Annotated in this window: 17 protein-coding genes and 1 tRNA gene; 10 read left to right on the top strand and 8 right to left on the bottom strand. The window is 47.9% G+C overall.

The genetic code is table 11. The features are described 5' to 3' along the window. Window positions 1-56 precede the first annotated feature (56 nt). The 3 genes from alr to PMG71_RS13315 all read right to left on the bottom strand — a co-directional run bounded on the left by alr (window position 57) and on the right by PMG71_RS13315 (window position 2,212). Entirely contained in the window at window positions 57-1,319 is a 1,263-nt protein-coding gene (gene alr / locus PMG71_RS13320) for an alanine racemase (protein ID WP_283754186.1), read from the bottom strand. A 167-nt stretch (window positions 1,320-1,486) separates the two neighbouring features. Beyond that, window positions 1,487-1,603, bottom strand: coding sequence for a photosystem I reaction center subunit VIII (locus PMG71_RS23915; protein ID WP_347179280.1), 117 nt, complete (start codon window positions 1,601-1,603; stop codon window positions 1,487-1,489). 99 nt (window positions 1,604-1,702) lie between these two features. Further along, entirely contained in the window at window positions 1,703-2,212 is a 510-nt protein-coding gene (locus PMG71_RS13315) for a photosystem I reaction center subunit XI (RefSeq protein ID WP_283754185.1), read from the bottom strand. Window positions 2,213-2,521: 309 nt separating this feature from the next. Here PMG71_RS13315 and PMG71_RS13310 point away from each other — a divergent pair, with 309 nt between their 5' ends. The 6 genes from PMG71_RS13310 (at window position 2,522) to PMG71_RS13285 (ending at window position 8,526) form a co-directional block, all read left to right on the top strand. Beyond that, on the top strand, window positions 2,522-3,010 hold the full coding sequence (locus PMG71_RS13310) for a hypothetical protein (protein ID WP_283754184.1): 489 nt from the start codon (window positions 2,522-2,524) through the stop codon (window positions 3,008-3,010). Window positions 3,011-3,090: 80 nt separating this feature from the next. Next, window positions 3,091-3,543 carry a HEAT repeat domain-containing protein gene (locus tag PMG71_RS13305; RefSeq protein ID WP_283754183.1) on the top strand — a complete coding sequence of 151 codons (453 nt, stop codon included), beginning with the start codon at window positions 3,091-3,093 and terminating at the stop codon, window positions 3,541-3,543. A gap of 90 nt (window positions 3,544-3,633) precedes the next feature. Then, window positions 3,634-4,035 (top strand): hypothetical protein, encoded by a 402-nt coding sequence (locus PMG71_RS13300; RefSeq protein WP_283754182.1) that lies wholly within the window; start codon window positions 3,634-3,636, stop codon window positions 4,033-4,035. A gap of 135 nt (window positions 4,036-4,170) precedes the next feature. Next, on the top strand, window positions 4,171-5,040 hold the full coding sequence (locus PMG71_RS13295; RefSeq protein ID WP_283754181.1) for an NAD(P)-dependent oxidoreductase: 870 nt from the start codon (window positions 4,171-4,173) through the stop codon (window positions 5,038-5,040). A gap of 90 nt (window positions 5,041-5,130) precedes the next feature. Further along, window positions 5,131-7,431 carry a M48 family metalloprotease gene (locus PMG71_RS13290; RefSeq protein ID WP_283754180.1) on the top strand — a complete coding sequence of 767 codons (2,301 nt, stop codon included), beginning with the start codon at window positions 5,131-5,133 and terminating at the stop codon, window positions 7,429-7,431. A gap of 633 nt (window positions 7,432-8,064) precedes the next feature. After that, window positions 8,065-8,526, top strand: coding sequence for an RNA recognition motif domain-containing protein (locus PMG71_RS13285; protein ID WP_283754179.1), 462 nt, complete (start codon window positions 8,065-8,067; stop codon window positions 8,524-8,526). A gap of 49 nt (window positions 8,527-8,575) precedes the next feature. On the opposite strand, the gene PMG71_RS13280 is transcribed toward PMG71_RS13285, so the two are convergent. Continuing rightward, window positions 8,576-8,974, bottom strand: coding sequence for a response regulator (locus PMG71_RS13280; protein WP_347179282.1), 399 nt, complete (start codon window positions 8,972-8,974; stop codon window positions 8,576-8,578). 128 nt (window positions 8,975-9,102) lie between these two features. Here PMG71_RS13280 and PMG71_RS13275 point away from each other — a divergent pair. Continuing rightward, a tRNA-Gln gene (locus tag PMG71_RS13275) sits at window positions 9,103-9,174 on the top strand. Between the two features lie 120 nt (window positions 9,175-9,294). Here the strand turns inward: PMG71_RS13275 and PMG71_RS13270 are convergent. The 3 genes from PMG71_RS13270 to PMG71_RS13260 form a co-directional block, all read right to left on the bottom strand. After that, window positions 9,295-9,912 (bottom strand): precorrin-8X methylmutase, encoded by a 618-nt coding sequence (locus PMG71_RS13270; protein WP_347179281.1) that lies wholly within the window; start codon window positions 9,910-9,912, stop codon window positions 9,295-9,297. A 102-nt stretch (window positions 9,913-10,014) separates the two neighbouring features. Beyond that, window positions 10,015-10,818: a TPM domain-containing protein gene (locus PMG71_RS13265; protein WP_283754176.1), complete on the bottom strand. Its 804-nt coding sequence runs from the start codon at window positions 10,816-10,818 to the stop codon at window positions 10,015-10,017. Window positions 10,819-10,965: 147 nt separating this feature from the next. Beyond that, window positions 10,966-11,532: a YdcF family protein gene (locus PMG71_RS13260; RefSeq protein WP_283754175.1), complete on the bottom strand. Its 567-nt coding sequence runs from the start codon at window positions 11,530-11,532 to the stop codon at window positions 10,966-10,968. 295 nt (window positions 11,533-11,827) lie between these two features. On the opposite strand from PMG71_RS13260, the gene PMG71_RS13255 reads away from it, so the two are divergent. Both PMG71_RS13255 and ppk1 read left to right on the top strand, forming a co-directional pair. Beyond that, window positions 11,828-13,315 carry an alpha-amylase family glycosyl hydrolase gene (locus PMG71_RS13255; RefSeq protein WP_283754174.1) on the top strand — a complete coding sequence of 496 codons (1,488 nt, stop codon included), beginning with the start codon at window positions 11,828-11,830 and terminating at the stop codon, window positions 13,313-13,315. A 198-nt stretch (window positions 13,316-13,513) separates the two neighbouring features. Next, window positions 13,514-15,694, top strand: coding sequence for a polyphosphate kinase 1 (gene ppk1, locus PMG71_RS13250; RefSeq protein WP_283754173.1), 2,181 nt, complete (start codon window positions 13,514-13,516; stop codon window positions 15,692-15,694). A 113-nt stretch (window positions 15,695-15,807) separates the two neighbouring features. Here ppk1 and PMG71_RS13245 read toward each other — a convergent pair whose 3' ends face one another. Continuing rightward, window positions 15,808-16,008 carry a hypothetical protein gene (locus PMG71_RS13245; RefSeq protein ID WP_283754172.1) on the bottom strand — a complete coding sequence of 67 codons (201 nt, stop codon included), beginning with the start codon at window positions 16,006-16,008 and terminating at the stop codon, window positions 15,808-15,810. A gap of 289 nt (window positions 16,009-16,297) precedes the next feature. Between PMG71_RS13245 and PMG71_RS13240 the strand changes: the two genes are divergently transcribed. Further along, window positions 16,298-17,833: a phytoene desaturase family protein gene (locus PMG71_RS13240; RefSeq protein WP_283754171.1), complete on the top strand. Its 1,536-nt coding sequence runs from the start codon at window positions 16,298-16,300 to the stop codon at window positions 17,831-17,833. The last annotated feature ends 103 nt before the right edge of the window (window positions 17,834-17,936 follow it).

The following is a 17,936-nucleotide window of genomic DNA, read 5'->3' as shown; positions in this document are numbered from 1 at the left end:
CGCTTAAATACCCTAATTAAAAATCCAGGGAGCAAGATGCTCCCACTCCAGTCATATCAAAGAATTCGAGGAGTGCGGGCATCTTGCCCGCTTCTTAACAAATTTTCATGTCCGCTTGCGGAAACCGGACTTGATATGACTCTGGGCAAACGATGTTTAAAGCTACATAAAATTTCCCAAGAAATTGTCCCTAGGATAGTTGCCCAATCATCGGCGGTAAACTGATGATCTCCATCTTTGCCTAAAAGGGTAACGACTTCGCCCACTTGCAGGTCAGGAATATGGCTCACATCGAGCATTAATTGATCCATGGTAATGGCTCCAACTTGGGGAATACGCTGCCCTCGAATACCCACTTGGAGTTTATTGGAGAGGTTGCGGGGAACGCCATCAGCATAGCCAATCCCTACGACGGCAATGGTCATATCGCGGGGGGCGATATATTGATAGCCATAGCTAATCCCAGTACCCGCAGGAATGGTTTTAATTTGAGTGACTCGCGCTTTGACTTGCATGACGGGTTTCAGGTGGACTATGCCTTGCAGGTGAGGAGCGGGATAGAGTCCATAGGTGGCGAGGCCCACGCGCACCAGGTCATAATGGCAGGTGCGATCGCATAAAGTAGCGGCAGAATTGGCTAAATGCAGTTTCGGTAACCTGAACCCCATGGCTTTAATTTGGGCGATCGCCGCTTCAAAGCGCTGATGCTGTTGATTCATGATCTCTGGATCGGGACTATCCGCCGTTGCCAAGTGAGAATAGACACTGCCAATCTGAAGATGGGATAAATGGGAAACCTGTTGAAAAAACTCTGCTCCTTCTTGCCAAGGAATACCTAAACGAGACATTCCCGTATCCAGTTTCAGGTGAACCGTGAGATTTTTTTGTAGTTGATTGAGGGTTTCCGAGACAATTAAGGCTTGTTTGGCACTACAGAGCGTAGGTTGCAAACGCCAATGGGCGATCGCCTGAATTTGTTCTGGGGTATTCACCGCTCCTAAAACTAGGATCGGTGCTTCAATTCCCGCTTCTCGTAATTGTATCCCCTCTGGAATCGTCGCCACCCCCAACCAACTTGCCCCCGCTTCCAAGGCAGTTTCCGCCACAGAAATCGCCCCATGGCCATAAGCATCCGCTTTCACCACCGCCATTAACTGGCACTTCTGGCTCAAATGTCGTTTAATTTCTCCTACATTATGGGCGATCGCCCCCCGATCGATTTCTACCCAAGCTCTCTCCCGCAAAGGCACAGTCGGCTCCCTCTCTGGTAAAGAGGAACCCTTCGATTTCAGTTGTAACGACGATTCTTGACTGAGCATATTCACTCCCACAGACCACACCAAAGTTATCCCACACTTTAATCTGTAGTTCCGGATTCCGACAAGGGGATGGGGAGATCCTTGCCCCTACAGCACAAAAAAACCCCGCTCATTGAGCAGGGCAATTTCTATGAACGGTATGATGGCTCAGATCGAACTAAGGGGATTTAAGCATCACTTTCAACGTGAAGAAAAAATAAACCCATAGCCACAGCAGAACCTACTAAACCGACTAAAGGAACCAAAATGAACGGTAAGAAAGAAGCAGCGTAAGCACCTGTCATGTCAAAAACTCCTTATGACTAATATGCAATTAAAACCTTATCGTCTTTTCCACAAAGGAAACGTTGAACTGAACCAATTACAGACTGGTTCTTGAGAGTTTATCCCACAGACCAGATCTTATTGACCACCTCTTGTAGAGGAGCCAAGTGAGGCGTGAGACAGAGGAAATAGGCAAAGAATGCACCGCCACAAGCGCCTAGGAAGAAGCTGCTGGCAAAGTCACCCCAGCCATCTTTATCCCACAGATTAGAAGGAGCAGATGGAGTTGCCGATTCTACAGGGGGATATTTAACATCAGCCGCACCATGGAGAGACAGAGCGATGGTTAAAATCGAAATCATACCAATGGTGGCTAATAAGCCTGCCAGGTTAGCTAATTCTGTTTCGCGCAGGGGGCCGAGTACAGCAAAGGGGCCATACAGGAAGTAACCATGAGCCATACCCACTTCCAGTCCTCTGCGGCTGGCAGAAAGACCTTTACGGTAAGCCGGAAGATTGCCAATAAAAGCGCGAGTGAATGCAGAATCGCTAATCGGAGTCGAGAGGTGACCCACCTGGGGATTACCCCCATAGGCTGCGATCATCTCAATATCTCTGGAATCAGCCATGTGTTCTTCTCCTCTATATTTATGATCGAAATTACGCTAGAAGGCTTAACGTCATATCTTAAGCAAAAAGGGGAAATCTTGTTACAAAGTCCCCTCTGTCCTTTAGAAAAGTTTATGTTTTGGGGATCGAAACCAGAATTGAGCCAGAGTTAGAGCCAAATTTGTCCGATTATTGTAAATTTTTGTTAAGTCTTCCCCAGGAAAAAGTTGGGGATCGGCTCACATCCACTAAAGTTCACAGGTAAGGATAGTGAACCAGCCTGACCCATTGGGTGTAGGATTAACATCAGTTTTGGAGGAAACCCGATTATGTTTGCCCTTATTGGCTTGATTGTTGGTATTGCCGCAGGGATAGCCCTGTCCTACTGGCTGTTTGACAAAAGGCTCGACGAACAAAAAGAAGCTTTAGAACAGAGACATCGCAAGGCAATTGAAGACCTAGAGCGCAATCACCAATTCCGGTTAGATAAAACCGTTGAAGACATCCGGGAACAGGCGATCGCCGATGCCCAACAATCCACCCCAACAACACCCACAGACGGCAGAGCCACTGGCGCTCGCCCAGAAACAACACAACCCTCTCAAGCCAGCCAAGAAGCGCAACAAAACCTTGAAGACATGAGAACCCTAGTTGCCCAAGAATCCCGGATTCGTGAAGTCACCCTCGCCCAGCGAGAACACTATCAAAGCCAGGCTCAACAAGCCGTTCAATCCTTAGAAGAACAACCCGAACCCCCAGAAGACCCCCCAATTCCCTCCACAGACCCCTCACCCCCCCCATCTCCAGAGTTGAACTAAACGCCAACACTGAGGACTCTGAGACCCCAGCATCTGAACCTCCAGAAACGGTTGAAGCCTCTGAACCTGAATCCTCTAGCGTGACTGAGCCTAGCCCAGTTCCTGCCACCCTTGACCCCAGCCAAATCCTCTCCTCTTTAGGAACCTGGCCTAAACTTTCTGCACTCCCCCAACTGCTTGGCTATGTTCGCCACGAAATCCCTCAAGTTCGCCAACAAGTTGCTTTAGCCCTAGGACAAATCGCTTCCTCCTGTCCATTGCGCTCAGAAACGGAACGGATGATTTCTACCCTAGGTCAACTCAGTCAAGATGCTAGTCCCCTAGTGCGTGAAGCGGCAATGACTGCCCTAGGAAGCATTCAATCGGATCGAGTTTTGTCTTATTTACAACGGGGCTTAAACGATGCTGTGCCTGATGTCAAAAAAGCAGCCTCTTTAGCCTTACAACAACTCAAACTTACTTACCAAAGTCCCCAATCTGCATCCCAAAAACCTCGGTCTTTATGGGAAAATCGTCCAGAGAGTAGTGAGTAGGGAGATGGGGAGATGGGGAGATGGGGAGATGGGGAGATGGGGAGATGGGGAGCTTCATTGCTCAACCCACCTAAACCCGGAGCGAGCAAGATGCTCGCACTCCCCAAACCCTTCGCGAGCAAGATGCTCGCATTTCCTAAACCCTTCGCGAGCAAGATGCTCGCATTTCCTAAACCCTTCGCGAGCATCTTGCTCGCATTTCCTAAACCCTTCGCGAGCAAGATGCTCGCACTCCCTAAACCCTTCGCGAGCAAGATGCTCGCACTTCCTAAACCCTTCGCGAGCAAGATGCTCGCACTTCCTAAACCCTTCGCGAGCAAGATGCTCGCACTCCTTAAACCCGGAGCGAGCAAGATGCTCGCACTCCTTAAACCCGGAGCGAGCAAGATGCTCGCACTCCTTAAACCCGGAGCGAGCAAGATGCTCGCACTCCTTAAAATACTCATCAGGCCTTACGCATTAACTCTACTCGTATTGGACTGTTTCAGCTAATTGGGTGCTTTAGGAATGGGAGCATCTTGCTCCCTTGTTCCTGACTAGCATGGGTAAGTCCTAACTCATTACATCAAATTAGCTCTGTCAGGGCAGTGCAATGGCAACTTAGCTTGATCTACACACCTTCAAACCATGAATAAACAACTCGCTTTTTTAGGACTCGGAGTCATGGGTGGGCCCATGAGCGCTAACCTGGCTCGTGCTGGATATACCATCAAAGGATGGAATCGTACTCCCGATCGCCCAGGAGTAAAAACCGCCCTAGAGTCAGGAGTAAAAATCGTTACCTCGATTCAAGAAGCCGTAGCCACAGCCGATGTAATTTTCTCCTGTGTAGGAGATGTACCCGATGTAGAGCAAGTGTTATGTGGCCCTGAGAGTGTAGCCGAATTTGCTCCACCGGGTAGTCTGGTGGTAGATATGAGTACCATTGGCCCAAAAGCGGCTCAGGCGATCAGCCAAACCCTAGCTGCTAAAGATCTGCGCTTTTTAGATGCTCCCGTCTCTGGGGGAGATGTGGGGGCCCAAAACGGTACATTAACCATCATGGTGGGAGGGACTGAAGCCGATTTTCAAGACTGCCTACCCTTCTTTGAAGTCATGGGAAAATCCATTCACCTCTGTGGCCCCGTAGGCAGCGGCCAAGCGGTTAAACTCTGTAATCAAGTCCTCTGTTCGGCCAATCTCATCGGGTTATGCGAAGCGATCAAACTTGCCCAAAAACAAAAGATCGATCCCAATTTAATCGTTGAAGTCTGTAGTGGAGGGGCAGCCGGATCTTGGGCGCTCTCCAATCTCGGCCCCAAAATTAATCAGTCCGACTTTGCTCCCGGTTTTGCCATTAAGCATATCTTAAAAGACTTGCGCTTAGTCCTGGAAATGCTCGAAGATCGAGAATTCCCCGGAACTGAGTTAGCCAATCAATACTTTAAGCAAGTTGAAGCCTTAGAAAATGGAGGAGAGTTCGGAACTCAGGCTATGATGAAAGTCTATAACCCCTAGGGTGCATCCCTTCGACGGTGAGGACAAGAAATAGGGGACGATCAAGCGCACTGCGCTGGCAATCGATCATCAGTTAATTGCGATAAGTCTATGTCATCATCACCCCCAAAGCGCCCTTCCTTAACCGCAGGGTTAACCGCACTCAAGCGTCAAGAGTATGAGCGAGCGATCGCCCACTTAAATGGCGTTTATACTCAAGAATCGGAAGGACGGCGTAAAAGACTGGCGCAACAGGGATTAATCATTGCCTATCGTAAACTGGGCCAGGGTCAACAGGCGCTAAATCTCTGCTACTTACTCACCTACAGTTCCGATGGAAGCTTCCAAAGTTGGGCATTAAAAACTTTACCTAAACTTAAACGTCAGTTTCCCGATCTCAAGTCATCAGTAACTATTGCTCCTGACGATCCGACGGAGGTTTTTGGGACTTCCTCTCTTCCCATTGCTGAAACGAAAGTGACAAGAAATCATCAGGCAAGATCCCTTGCTCCAGTTTCTCCAGAAATTAGAACCTGGAAAGAAGCAGGACGGGCTAAACGATGGGGAAGCTTGCCGAAAACGGCTCAAGTGGGATCGGATATCCGTTGGTTATGGGGTTTGGAAGCGATAACGGCGATCGCCTTTTTTAGCTGGATGGTGAGTATCTTTAAAATTAGCTTTTCCTTACTTCAGTCCCTGCTCTTGAGGCTTCCTTTCCTTAACCCTTGGCAAATTCTGTATCGAGACCCAACATTATTTCTATTCATCTTCTCCTTATCCATTTTTATTGCCTCTCCAGCTCTGCTCTCCTTCCTCCTCAAAAAAGAGTATGAACTCGAACCCCTGAACCTGGAGCATCTGAAAAGTATCCGTCCAGAATCAGCTACGGTGATTGAGCGCATTTGTTCTCAGCGTAAACTTCCTTTACCTAAACTGGGGATTTTACCGACTTCATTACCCCTGATCTTGACTTATGGAAAATATGGATTGGGTTTGTCTCCAACAGGTCATGTGGTCATCTCTCAGGGAATGCTCGATCGCCTAGAGGATGATGAACTAGCAACGCTCTACGCTACCCAACTCTCTCATATCCTGAATTGGGATTTTCTCCTACTCTCGTCTTGTGTCTGTTTCCTGCAACTTCCCTATACCTTATATTGGTCGGTCTCTAAATGGGGGGAGCGTTTGGCCGATCGCCTGGAGATTCCTCTACTGGAAATGACCCTTAGAGGTTTATCAACGCTCTTGGCTAATCTCAGTTATACCTACTATCATCTGTTTCGTCTCCCCCTCGTCTTGCTCTCGCGATGGCGACTGCTTTATAGTGATGCCACAGCCGTCAGTTTCACCGGTAACCCCAATGCCCTCACCCGTGGACTGTTGAAACTAGGACAAAGTTGGCATAGGGGAATTTTGGAGGCATCGAGTATACCCGAATGTATCGAACGCTTCGATCTATTACTTCCCTTGGGGGTGGAACAGGCGATCGCTATGGGTAATTTAGGGCCCAATCAACCCTTTGAAACGATTCTTCAGTGGGATTTACATCATCCCTATCGCTACGGAGTCACGCTATTGAGCAGTCATGGACGGTTGGGCGATCGCCTGCAACGGTTAACGGATCTAGCCCGATTTTTTCGCCTAGACACGGAACTCGATCTGCCGTTTATCCCTCCCCGTCGCTTCTCCCTACCCTCAACTTTTCGAGAATGGCTGAAAACGGGCCTTAATTTCAGTGTTAACAGTTGGATTGCCCTAGATCGAGGTCTCCCCCTACTCCCTCGCGCCCTCTGTCAAGCGCTCATTGTGGGGATTGGGTTTCGTATGGTGTTGATGCTGGTGGGGGCGATCGCCTATGTTTCCTATAAGGGTCAACTGGTTTGGCTCTCCCAAGATCAAGATGGCGATTTGATCGCAGCCTGTTATTGCATTAGTTTTAGCCTGATCGTGATGTTTCAGATCAATAGCTATTATGCAGAAGTGCGCCCCATGAACCATCCACGCATCGATCGCTCGGATACCTTAATCGCGCTACAAACTGATGCCACCTTAACCCCTCAGAAACACCAGATTATGCGCTTAGACGGCAAACTCTGGGGACGGCGCGGGGTTCACAATGGCTTAGGACAGGTGTTGCTCCTGGACACTTCTGCGGGGTTGATTCGTTTGCACCATTGCCCCTGTGCCAGTGTTTTCGGGGATTGGGGAATTAACGCCGTTTACCCCAAGGATTTGATCGGCCAGTCGGTCAAGGTGGGGGGTTGGTTGCGTCGTGGCGCTCATTTGGGGGTAGATTTAGCCTATGTGGAGAGCAGATCACAACGGCGAGCCAATAGCTATTATCCTTTACTGGTGTCGATACTGGCGATCGCCTCTGGACTTTGGGGCGCTTATCTAGTCTGGCAGACCTAGAGATAATGTAAAGAAATTTTGCGAGATTTGAATTTCTGTGTTACATTTCTTAACAAGAAGGCTCAAGCCAGAACAGTCAATCAATCGTGCGATCGACAACGTAAGTGCAGGGTGGGCTGCTTTGGAATCATGTGTTCTTCCTCCCAACACAGCAAGTTGACCAGCCGCATCACCGGCTGGTTTTTACTATCTGTTAGCCAGAGAAGTAAGATTTTTCCGATTGAGGGGATGACAAAATTCTAAACTTCAGGGTAAAATAATTGAGTTTTGGGTAGCTCCATCTGCCAAAACGTGATAGGTTAAATATGGCATGAAGTAAACATGGTAGAGCCACCTAAAGAAAATAAATATATGCTCGGTAGCGATAGGAATACCCGGAAAATTTACAGTGACTCCAAAGGGAAAACCCGGCTCTTCCTTTTCCGAGTCTTCGGAATCAATAAAGCTTGCCATGAGACTCAATGAGCAACGTAATGCCTAACCCAATCCTAATAGTAAAGGTTTACCAACGAGGTGAATATTTTACTGTGTTTGCCGATCGTCCTCAGTGTGCAGAAAGCCACAATAGCCTTCTGTACTCTAGGTCATGCCATATCCATGAGTTAACTCAGACTAAATAGGGAGGTCTTATCAATGTCTGTTCGGTTATACGTTGGTAACTTACCGAAAGAAACGGAAAAGCAAGAGCTAGAAGCCGTTTTTGCCGAAACTGAACCTAAAGTTTCCACCAAAGTGATTACAGACCGTAAGACAGGAAAATGTCGCGGCTTTGGGTTTGTAACCGTCAAAAATGAAGAGCAAGCCGATCAAATTATTGAGCAATTTAACGGCTATTTGCTCAAAGAGAGCGCCCTCAAAATTGAGAAAGCCCAGCCTCGGAATAAGACCAAAGAAGGGGGAAGTGCAGAAGGGGGTTCAGTTTCGAGTGGTTCTACCGCAAGCTCTAGTGGTGGCGGAAACCGCAAGAAAAATAAGTCCAAGAAAAATACTTCTAGTCCAGCTCCAGATACAGGTTCTATTCAACCCGATCCCCGTTGGGCGGACGATTTGGCAAAACTTAAAGAAATGCTCGCAGCACAAGCGGCTAAGAATTAGTCCAGTTGCGCTAGTAGGGTTGACTTATCAAGGTAAAGGACTCCATCCTTTACCTTGATTTCAATCGGTCAATAAAACCCTGAACAATCGTTTGTAGGGTTTCGGCATCAAAAGGTTTAGTCAGATACTGAGTCGCTCCAGCAAGTTGCCCTTGTACTTTATCAAAGGGGCTATCCCGGGCCGTAACCATGACAATGGGAAGGGATTGAAATTCAGGGATACTGCGAATGGTGCGGCACAGTTCAAGACCATCAACCCCTGGCATCGAGACATCGAGCAAAACGACAGCAATGGATTCATTGTAAATCAAATTTAAGGCATCGACCGCATTATCAGCGACTAAAACCTCTACGCCCCGATCCTTGAGTGCCTTTTGAATCGATTTTTGGACGATCTCACTGTCATCAACCGTGAGAACTTTAGGTGCAGATGGCGGAGTGGTAAACAACACAGTTGCCTCATCACGTACAGATTAGGAATTCCCAGAGGGGAAGTTAGGGGGAGTTGAGGGAATTTTAGACTAAACTCTTGACAAATCCCTAGCTGTTAAGGTTATCATATCAAAGGTAAAGCCAATGGGGTGTAGCCAAGCGGTAAGGCAGCGGGTTTTGGTCCCGCCATTCCTAGGTTCGAATCCTAGCACCCCAGTTTAAACAAAAGCTGACTATTATCAAATCCTTAAATGGTTGCTACTTTAGAATCAGGGTTTGAACCCCCTTTTTTGAAAAGTGACAGAAGAGGGATAGCCTAACATCAGGTACATTTTTCCTAAACCTCCTGTCCATAAGCTTGCCAAGCCAAATCCACCAACCCATTCATAATCGCTGAAGCCACCACCGCGCTGCCCTTGCGTCCCTCAATCCGAATATGGGGGACTTGGGAATCATTCAAACGGCCCTTCGTCACATCCGCTTCCACAAAACCCGCCGGTGCGCCCACAATCAAAGCCGGTTTAATCACCTCCGTTTCCACCAACTCTACCAAAGCCGCCAAAGCCGTTTGGGATTCACCAATCACAAATATCCCTTCTGGGTATCGCCGAGCTAAAGTCTCTACCCCCCAAGCCACTTGGGTTTTTTCCTTCTGGGGACGGGTGAGGGTCTCCATACTGCAATAGACCGGATTTGCAAAGGTTTCCTGAATTAACTTAGCAATACCCACTTGTACCATCGGCACATCCACCACAATCGTTGTGCGAGCGGCTAAAGCGGCTGCCCCAGACTGAAGAGATTGGTCAGAAAAGCGAATCAGGGACTTGTACTCAAAATCGGCAGTGGAGTAAATCACCCGACGGACAATTTCATATTCTGCTGGTGAGAACCCGTGATAACCAACTTCACGGTCAATGATTCCCAAACTGAGAGCGTCTGTGATGTGCCATTCCATATTTGAGTCGCAAGGCAAGATTTAAGTGGGCTAATTAGCATTCAGAGGAGTCTCACCCCTGAATGCTCACGGTATTAGCTTACCAGTTTGGGCAACTCTGGTTTAGGTTTCTGAAATTTCCGATTGGTTGAATGTGGGAGAGAGATAGGCAACTAAGGCTCCGAGGGCAAATCCGATGATGTTGCGAACCAGGGGTAACCATTCACTGGTGCGAGAGACAACTGGCCCAATACCGAAGGCGATAAAGAGGATGCCCCAGAGGGGAGAAAAGATCAGGGCCCATTGCCAGGCGAAGATTTGACCTCTTTCACGAGGAATGGCAGCAAAGCCGAAGATCACGCCACCGACGAGGGAGGTAATTAGGGTAAGAATCCATTGTTCTTTGGGCAGCCCAGGAACGACGTTGCATCCCCCTTGAATGAGGCAGGTTTTAATGGATTCAAGAGATTGAATGATGGATTGGTCGGAGCCGTTTTCGCGGACGAAGAATTGGTTACCGTAGCGGGTTTGCAGTTCGATCCAGAAGGTGCGAGGCAGGAGGCTATAGACATCATCACCGACGCTGAAGTTGAGGATGTTGCCGCCTCTAGCGTCGGCGATGAGGAGGACGCTTTTATCGTTGAGTCCCCAGAAGTCTTTGACGGCACGGCCGGGGGTTTGGTCGAATTGGGTTAAGACTCTGAGTTTCCAGCCGGTCTGTTGTTCAAATTGGGCCAGATCGTCGGCAAGGTTGGCTTCTTGGGTGTCCGTAAGGTTGCGGCCTAGGTCAATGATCGGTGTGGGTGTGTCGGGTAGGAGTTCTGGGTTGTTGTAGGCGTGGGCGGCTGGAGCGATCGCCCAAATCAACAGTGCTAGAATTCCAGCTAAACCGGTTTGCCAATATGTTTTTTTATGTGTTTTTTTCATCCTTAACCCCTCGTGCAATGGTCAGTTGTGGGAATAGCCGATAGTTTTGTGAGATTATCTTAACGAATCTTTACATTTTTGACTAGACTTTCATCTTAGGGAGAAGTGGGGCGATCGTCAATGGGTGGCGATCGCAAACATTAATGTTTAATTTTTATTGATCCACTCTTTCCAACTCGATCCCGTTTTCCCCGTGATCGCCCATAAAACCGATCTTGCCCCATCCCGCACCACCTTCTCCATCGGTTCCGGTTCCCGTCCAGAAGGCACAGATAACGGTTTATACTCAATTCCCCGACTCCCAAACACAATTTGACCAATCACCTGAGCGCGGCGCATATGATCGTCTGAAGTAATCAAATAAACACTATCAATTCCCCTCGCCTTAAACTCATCCACCAAAGTCGTAAAATTCGTCACCGTATCTACCGCTTCATAATCTAAATGGAGCCGCTCCAAACTAATCCCCGCTTCCATAAACAGCCATTGAGCGTATTCCGGATTACTTCCCCCAGAAATCCAAACATCCAAATGACTATGTTTGCGGGCAAAATCAGCCGCAAACTGTTCCCGCACCACCGAACCCCCCAAGACTAAAATCGCGTCCGGTTCTTGGAAATAATTCTTAATCACTTTGTAGCTCAACGAGAGCATCCCTAACAAGAGCGCTAATTTCCAAAACCATTTTTTTGGCTGATGACGAGCTTTAAGCATAGACGGGGAAACTGAAATAGAGTTATTTATCGGGGCAGCTTTCTGGATTCCATTCAACTATGGAGAACCGTATAAATCCTACCCATTGGGCAAGGGAAGTGCAAGCCTAAGCGATCGCCCCTTCAGGTCATAATGATATCAAGTCCCTCTATCCCCCCTATCGATCAGGATTCACCTCCAGCTCACACCGATCGCGCGAATTAGTGCAGTACACCAGGATACAATAAACCCATAAAGTTAAATCTTGCTTTGGTTGACTCAGTTTTCCGTTAACACACTTTTAATATCTTTTACTGTGAATCCAACCCTTTATCAACTCAACATCCGCCTAAGACTCCAAGAGCTTGCCCAAGAATTAAACCGTCCCACCACCCTAAACGACATACCCGACAGCGAACTCGATCGATGGGTTGCACTAGGCTTTGATTGGATTTATGCCCTAGGAATCTGGGAAACCGGAACCCTAGGTCGGCAAGTCTCCCGCACCAACCCCGAATGGGTTCAAGAATATAAAGAACTTTTACCCGATCTCACAGAGAGCGATATTTGTGGCTCTTGTTTTGCCATCAAAGCCTATCAGCTCAATCCCAGTTTTGGCGATCGCTCCGCACTCCAACAATTTCGCGATCGCCTCCACCAACGCGGACTCAAGCTCCTCCTTGATTTTGTCCCTAACCATACCGCCCCCGATCATCCCTGGGTACGAGAACATCCCGAATTCTACATCCAAGGAACCCCAGAAGACCAAGAACGAGAACCCCAAAACTACACCCAAATTCCCCACCAAGGCATCTTTGCCCATGGACGAGACCCCTATTTTTCCGGCTGGCCCGATACCCTACAACTCAACTATGGCAACCCGGCCGTATTAAGCGCCATGATCGCCGAACTCCTCAACATCGCCCAAGTCTGTGATGGAGTGCGCTGTGACATGGCCATGCTCATCTTACCCGAAATTTTTCGTCGCACCTGGGGCATTATCGCTCACTCCTTTTGGCCCGCAGCCATTCAAAAAGTCAAACAACAACATCCCCACTTTACCTTCATAGCAGAAGTCTATTGGGGATTAGAATGGACACTCCAACAGCAAGGCTTTGACTATACCTACGACAAACGTCTCTACGATCGCCTCCATAGCCAACAAGCTTCTGCCGTCCGCGAACACTTTAGCGCCTCCTTAGACTATCAACAGCGCTCTGTCCGCTTCCTCGAAAATCATGACGAACCCCGCGCTGCTGGCACATTTCCCTTTGGCAGCCATCAAGCCGCCGCTCTGCTCACCTATCTCTGTCCAGGATTAAGATTTTTCCACCATGGGCAACTCCAAGGATGGACGCAAAAAGTCTCCATTCATCTATGTCGCAGCGCTAAACAAACCCCCAACCGCGCCTTAGAAAACTTCTATGAGCAACTGCTGCAAACCTTGGGTCATCCCGTTCTGCGTCAAGGCAATTGGCAGCTCTTAGACTGCCGCCCCGCCTGGGAATATAACGGCACATGGGCTAATTTTATTGCCTTTGGCTGGCACAAAGAAGAGCAAGAACGGCTGCTAGTCGTGGTTAATTATGCCCCCCATCCCGGACAATGCTATGTTCATCTCCCTTGGGATTGGCAACCCGTTCTCTATACACTCCAAGATTTAATCAGTTCTGCCTATTATGAACGACAAGGAGAAGAATTATCCACTCAAGGACTCTATTTAGATATTCCCCCTTGGAAAGGCCATGTTTTTGCGATTTCGGCGATCGCAATAGACGAGCAAAAAATGAAGAATGAGTCCTAGACCATCCACATCCCTCTGCTCCCTTACTGTTGAGATTTAACCCATCCCCAATTCCCACTTAATCATCATTTAATCCCACTTTACGATTTCTCTCAATAGGGTAAAATACAAATAAATTCCCCAACTCACCCCCTCAACCCCTTTTCATCAGGTGGGATAGGGGATTTGAGTTACTCTGCCACTTACTTCCTATCCCTAATGGCTAAACCCAAAAAATCCAACACCACCATCAATATCAACGATCCCCAATACTACTTGAATCGAGAACTCAGTTGGCTAGAATTCAATAAACGAGTTTTACATGAAGCCTTTGATCCTCGTACTCCCTTATTAGAGAAATTAAAATTTCTCGCCATTTTTAGCAGCAACCTCGATGAATTCTTCATGGTCAGAGTGGCCGGATTAAAAAAACAAGTCGAAGCCGAAGTGCATCAATTAACCCCCGATGGCCGCACCCCAGAACAACAACTGATCGAAATCAGCAAAGAGCTACATCCCATCATCGAAAAACAACATCATCATTTTCATCAAGATCTTAGACCCAAGCTCATTGAAGAAGGCATTTACTTAGTTGATTATATTGACCTTAATCCAGAGCAAAGACTCTATTATCAAAACTATTTTGAAAAGCAAGTTTTCCCCATTTTAACCCCTTTAGCCGTCGATCCGAGTCATCCTTTCCCCTATATTTCCAACCGCAGCCTGAATTTAGCCGTTTTAGTTAACGATCCAGAAACCAATGAAGATCATTTTGCCAGAGTCAAAGTTCCTAGAACCCTCTCTCGTTTTTTAGAATTGCCTCCTGATTTATATAATCCCAGTAACGATAAAGGTAAAGTTCGTTGGATGGGCGTTCCCTTAGAACAAATTATCGCCCATAATCTGGAACCCCTATTTCCAGGTATGAATATCCAAGAATATTATCCTTTTCGGATTACTCGTAATGCCGATCTCTCCGTGCAAGAAGATGAAGCCGATGATTTACTTTTAGCCATTGAGCAAGAATTGCGTAAACGCCGCATTGGTGGCTTAGTGGTGCGGATGGAAATTATGGTGAATACGCCGCCAAAAGTCCGTGAAATGTTAATGCGGGAAATGTTCTTAAAAGAAGAGGATATTTATGAAGTAGAGGGATTAGTCGGACTGGGTGATTTAATGAGTTTAATGGCTCTACCTTTGCCTCATCTAAAAGATCCAGAATGGTCGCCTAGAGTCCCCCATCATCTTCATGCCTTGCGAGAACTGCAAACCGATCCGTTTTCTCTAGAACAAGAGGAAGGGCCAAGCATTTTTGAGATGATTCGCGAGCGGGATCTGTTTTTCCATCATCCCTATGATTCCTTTAGCTCTACGGTACAACGCTTTATTACTGAAGCGGCCCACGATCCGAAAGTGGTGGCGATCAAGATGACATTATATCGAACGTCTGGAGATTCTCCGATTGTCAAGGCTTTGATTGCAGCCGCAGAAAATGGTAAGCAAGTGGTGGCCTTAGTGGAATTGAAGGCTCGATTTGATGAGGAGAATAATATTCAATGGGCCAGAACTCTAGAGAGCGCTGGGGTGCATGTGGTATATGGGTTGGTTGGATTAAAAACTCATACGAAGGTGGTGATGGTGGTGCGCCGAGATGCGGATCAGATGCGCCGTTATGTACATATTGGCACGGGAAATTATAATCCGAAAACGGCTAAGTTATATACAGATTTGGGGATTTTGTCCTGTCAGGATGAGTTAGGTGCTGATTTGACGGATTTGTTTAATTTTTTGACGGGATATTCTCGACAACGGTCTTATCGTAAGTTGCTGGTTGCTCCGGTGAGTTTGCGATTGGGGATGATGAAGTTGATCGAACGGGAAATTGAACATGCTCGTAATGGCCACCATGCTCGGATTGTGGCTAAAATGAATTCTTTGGTCGATCCCAAAATTATTGCGGCTCTCTATCGAGCTTCTCAGGCGGGAGTGCAAATTGACCTGATTGTACGGGGAATTTGCTGTTTACGGCCGGGAATGCCAGGAGTGAGCGATCGCATCCGAGTCATTAGTATTGTCGGTCGCTTCTTAGAACATGCTCGGATTTTCTACTTCCACAACCAAGGCGCTGAAGAGTCCTATATTGGCAGTGCGGATTGGATGCGTCGTAATCTGGATCGCCGGGTGGAGGCCGTTACCCCCATTGACGATCCAGATATTCAAAAGGATTTACAAGAAATTCTTGGCGTGATGTTAGCCGATAACCGCCATGCTTGGGAACTTCAGCCGGATGGAAGTTATATCCAACGTCAGCCCCCTGAAAATGTTGAACCTCAAAGTTCACAAGATATTTTTATGAAAATGTCTGAATTGGGCCGAAAAGGGGCCTTACATGGACTTTAAAGTGTAGGTCTACGTCTATCTTGGATCGCTCATCCATTAGATCTCTGAAATAATGACTACTTTTTTGACATTCGTAGGAGGTCTAATGGGAATGGGAGCAACCACTCGCCGGTTCAAGTAACCAAGGAAACGACCCCTGCCATCAAAGCCACAATCACGACAATGACGGTTTTGTAGAGTTGTAGGGTAGTTAAGTCTAAGGGGGAGGAGAATGAAGACTGAGGAATCACCGATTCAGGGAGATGGGTTTCTTCAGGAGTCTTTACAGAAGAGAGAGTACGTTCATATTGTATGCCGCGATAACGGAAGTTCATCGCTGTTACCTCTTGAAAGTCTAAAATAGGGGTGGAGCTTGAATGACTCAGATGTTGCTTGAGCCGTTCTGAGTGGATCGGTCACCGGATAGCTGGGACTGCGATCGCAATTTTCTGAAGAGCTTCTTTCAATTGGTTTACTGAATGACCAATTGAGTTTAAAGAACTCTTAAAACTTATCTGTCATATTATAGTTTACTTATGTATCTAGGGCAACTTTTTGAGTGAAATTTCTTAGGGTTTGCATAGTGTAGATGTGAAGTGTGCAAGTAGAAACAAGGATTGAAGGATGTCAGACGCGGATGTGGTCGTGATTGGTAGCGGTATTGGGGGATTGGTGGCAGGGGCGCTACTGGCTTACCATGGGAAGCGGACGATCGTTTGCGAAAGTCATGGGGTAGCTGGAGGAGCGGCCCATGGTTTTGTCAGGCAAGGGTTTCGGTTTGATACGGGGCCGTCGTTTTATTGTGGTTTGGGCGATTCTGAGTCTCTGAATCCTCTGTGCCAAGTGCTGAGGATTTTGGGGGAACGGGTGGAGGCGATCGCCTATGACCCCTTGGGCCATTATCATTTTCCCGATCGCACCTTGCCTATCTATGGCCAGAGCGATCGCTACCAAGAAGCCTTAGCCCAAATTACTCCCCAAGGCGCTAAGGAGCTGCAAGCCTTTCAGAAACCGCTTCTGGATCTCTACAAGGCTCTGAGTCAGATTCCTACGATTGCTCTGCGCTCGGACTGGCAACTACTGCCGATTTTAGCCACTCGGTATTTACCCGCTCTCTGGCAACTGCTCCCCCATCTGGGTATCATCAATGGTTCGGCGGGCCAGATTTTAAGGTCTACGGTTCAAGACCCTTGGGTAAAACGACTGATCGATCTCGAATGCTTTTTACTCTCTGGTCTTAAGGCTGAAGGAACGGTGGCTCCAGAAGTAGCTTTTATGTTAGGGGAGCGCGATCGCTCTGTTGTAGACTATCCCCTAGGCGGTAGTGAAGCCATCATCAACGCCTTAGTTAGGGGTTTAACCCGGTTTGGCGGGCAACTGAGACTGGGGGCCCATGTAGAAAAAATTTTGATCGAGCAAGGACGAGTGGCAGGGGTGCGGTTACGAGGTCAGGAAACCCTCACGGCTCCCCTTGTCATTTCTAATGCTACCCTTTGGGATACTTACACTGAGCTATTATCCCCGGAAGACCTACCCTCTAGCTATCGCCAAAAACAGCTCTCTACTCCAGCAGTAGAGAGCTTTATGCACCTACACTTAGGCATTCGCGCCGAGGGCTTAGAGGGATTAACGGGCCATCATGTCGTGGTTCATGGTGAGTATAGGGACATTACCACCCCTGGTAATACTTGTATGATTTCTATTCCCTCGGTTTGGGATAAAAGTCTGGCTCCAGAGGGTCATCATTGCATTCATGCCTATACTTTAGAACCTTTTGCCGGATGGAGTCGCGATCGCCACTATGCAGAGCGCAAATCGGTCAAATCTCAACCCCTTTATCGGGCTTTAGAGCGCGTGATTCCCGATATCCGAGAGCGCATAGTTCTGGAGCTGGTGGGCACTCCCTTGACCCATTCCCGTTATCTGCGCCGCCACCAGGGAACCTATGGGCCGGCGATCTCCCCCGGACAAGGAACCTGGCCCAGTTGCTCTACCCCGATTCCGGGATTATATCGAGTCGGGGATACCACCTTACCCGGTATTGGCGTTCCGGCTGTGGCGGCTTCGGGGATTTTATGCGCGAATACTCTGATTTCTCCCCAAGCTATTCTAGACGTTCTGGATCAATACAGCGCTTTGCGCTGTATTGGTGGACAGTAGGAAAAGATCCCCCCTTGCCCCCCTTAAAAAGGGGGGAATAGGAAAGTCCCCCTTTTTAAGGGGGATTTAGGGGGATCAAGATGTCCCACATAACAGCGAAAAC

Source organism: Roseofilum acuticapitatum BLCC-M154, assembly GCF_030068475.1.
GTDB lineage: Bacteria > Cyanobacteriota > Cyanobacteriia > Cyanobacteriales > Desertifilaceae > Roseofilum > Roseofilum acuticapitatum.
This window is presented reverse-complemented; position numbering and strand designations above follow the sequence as displayed.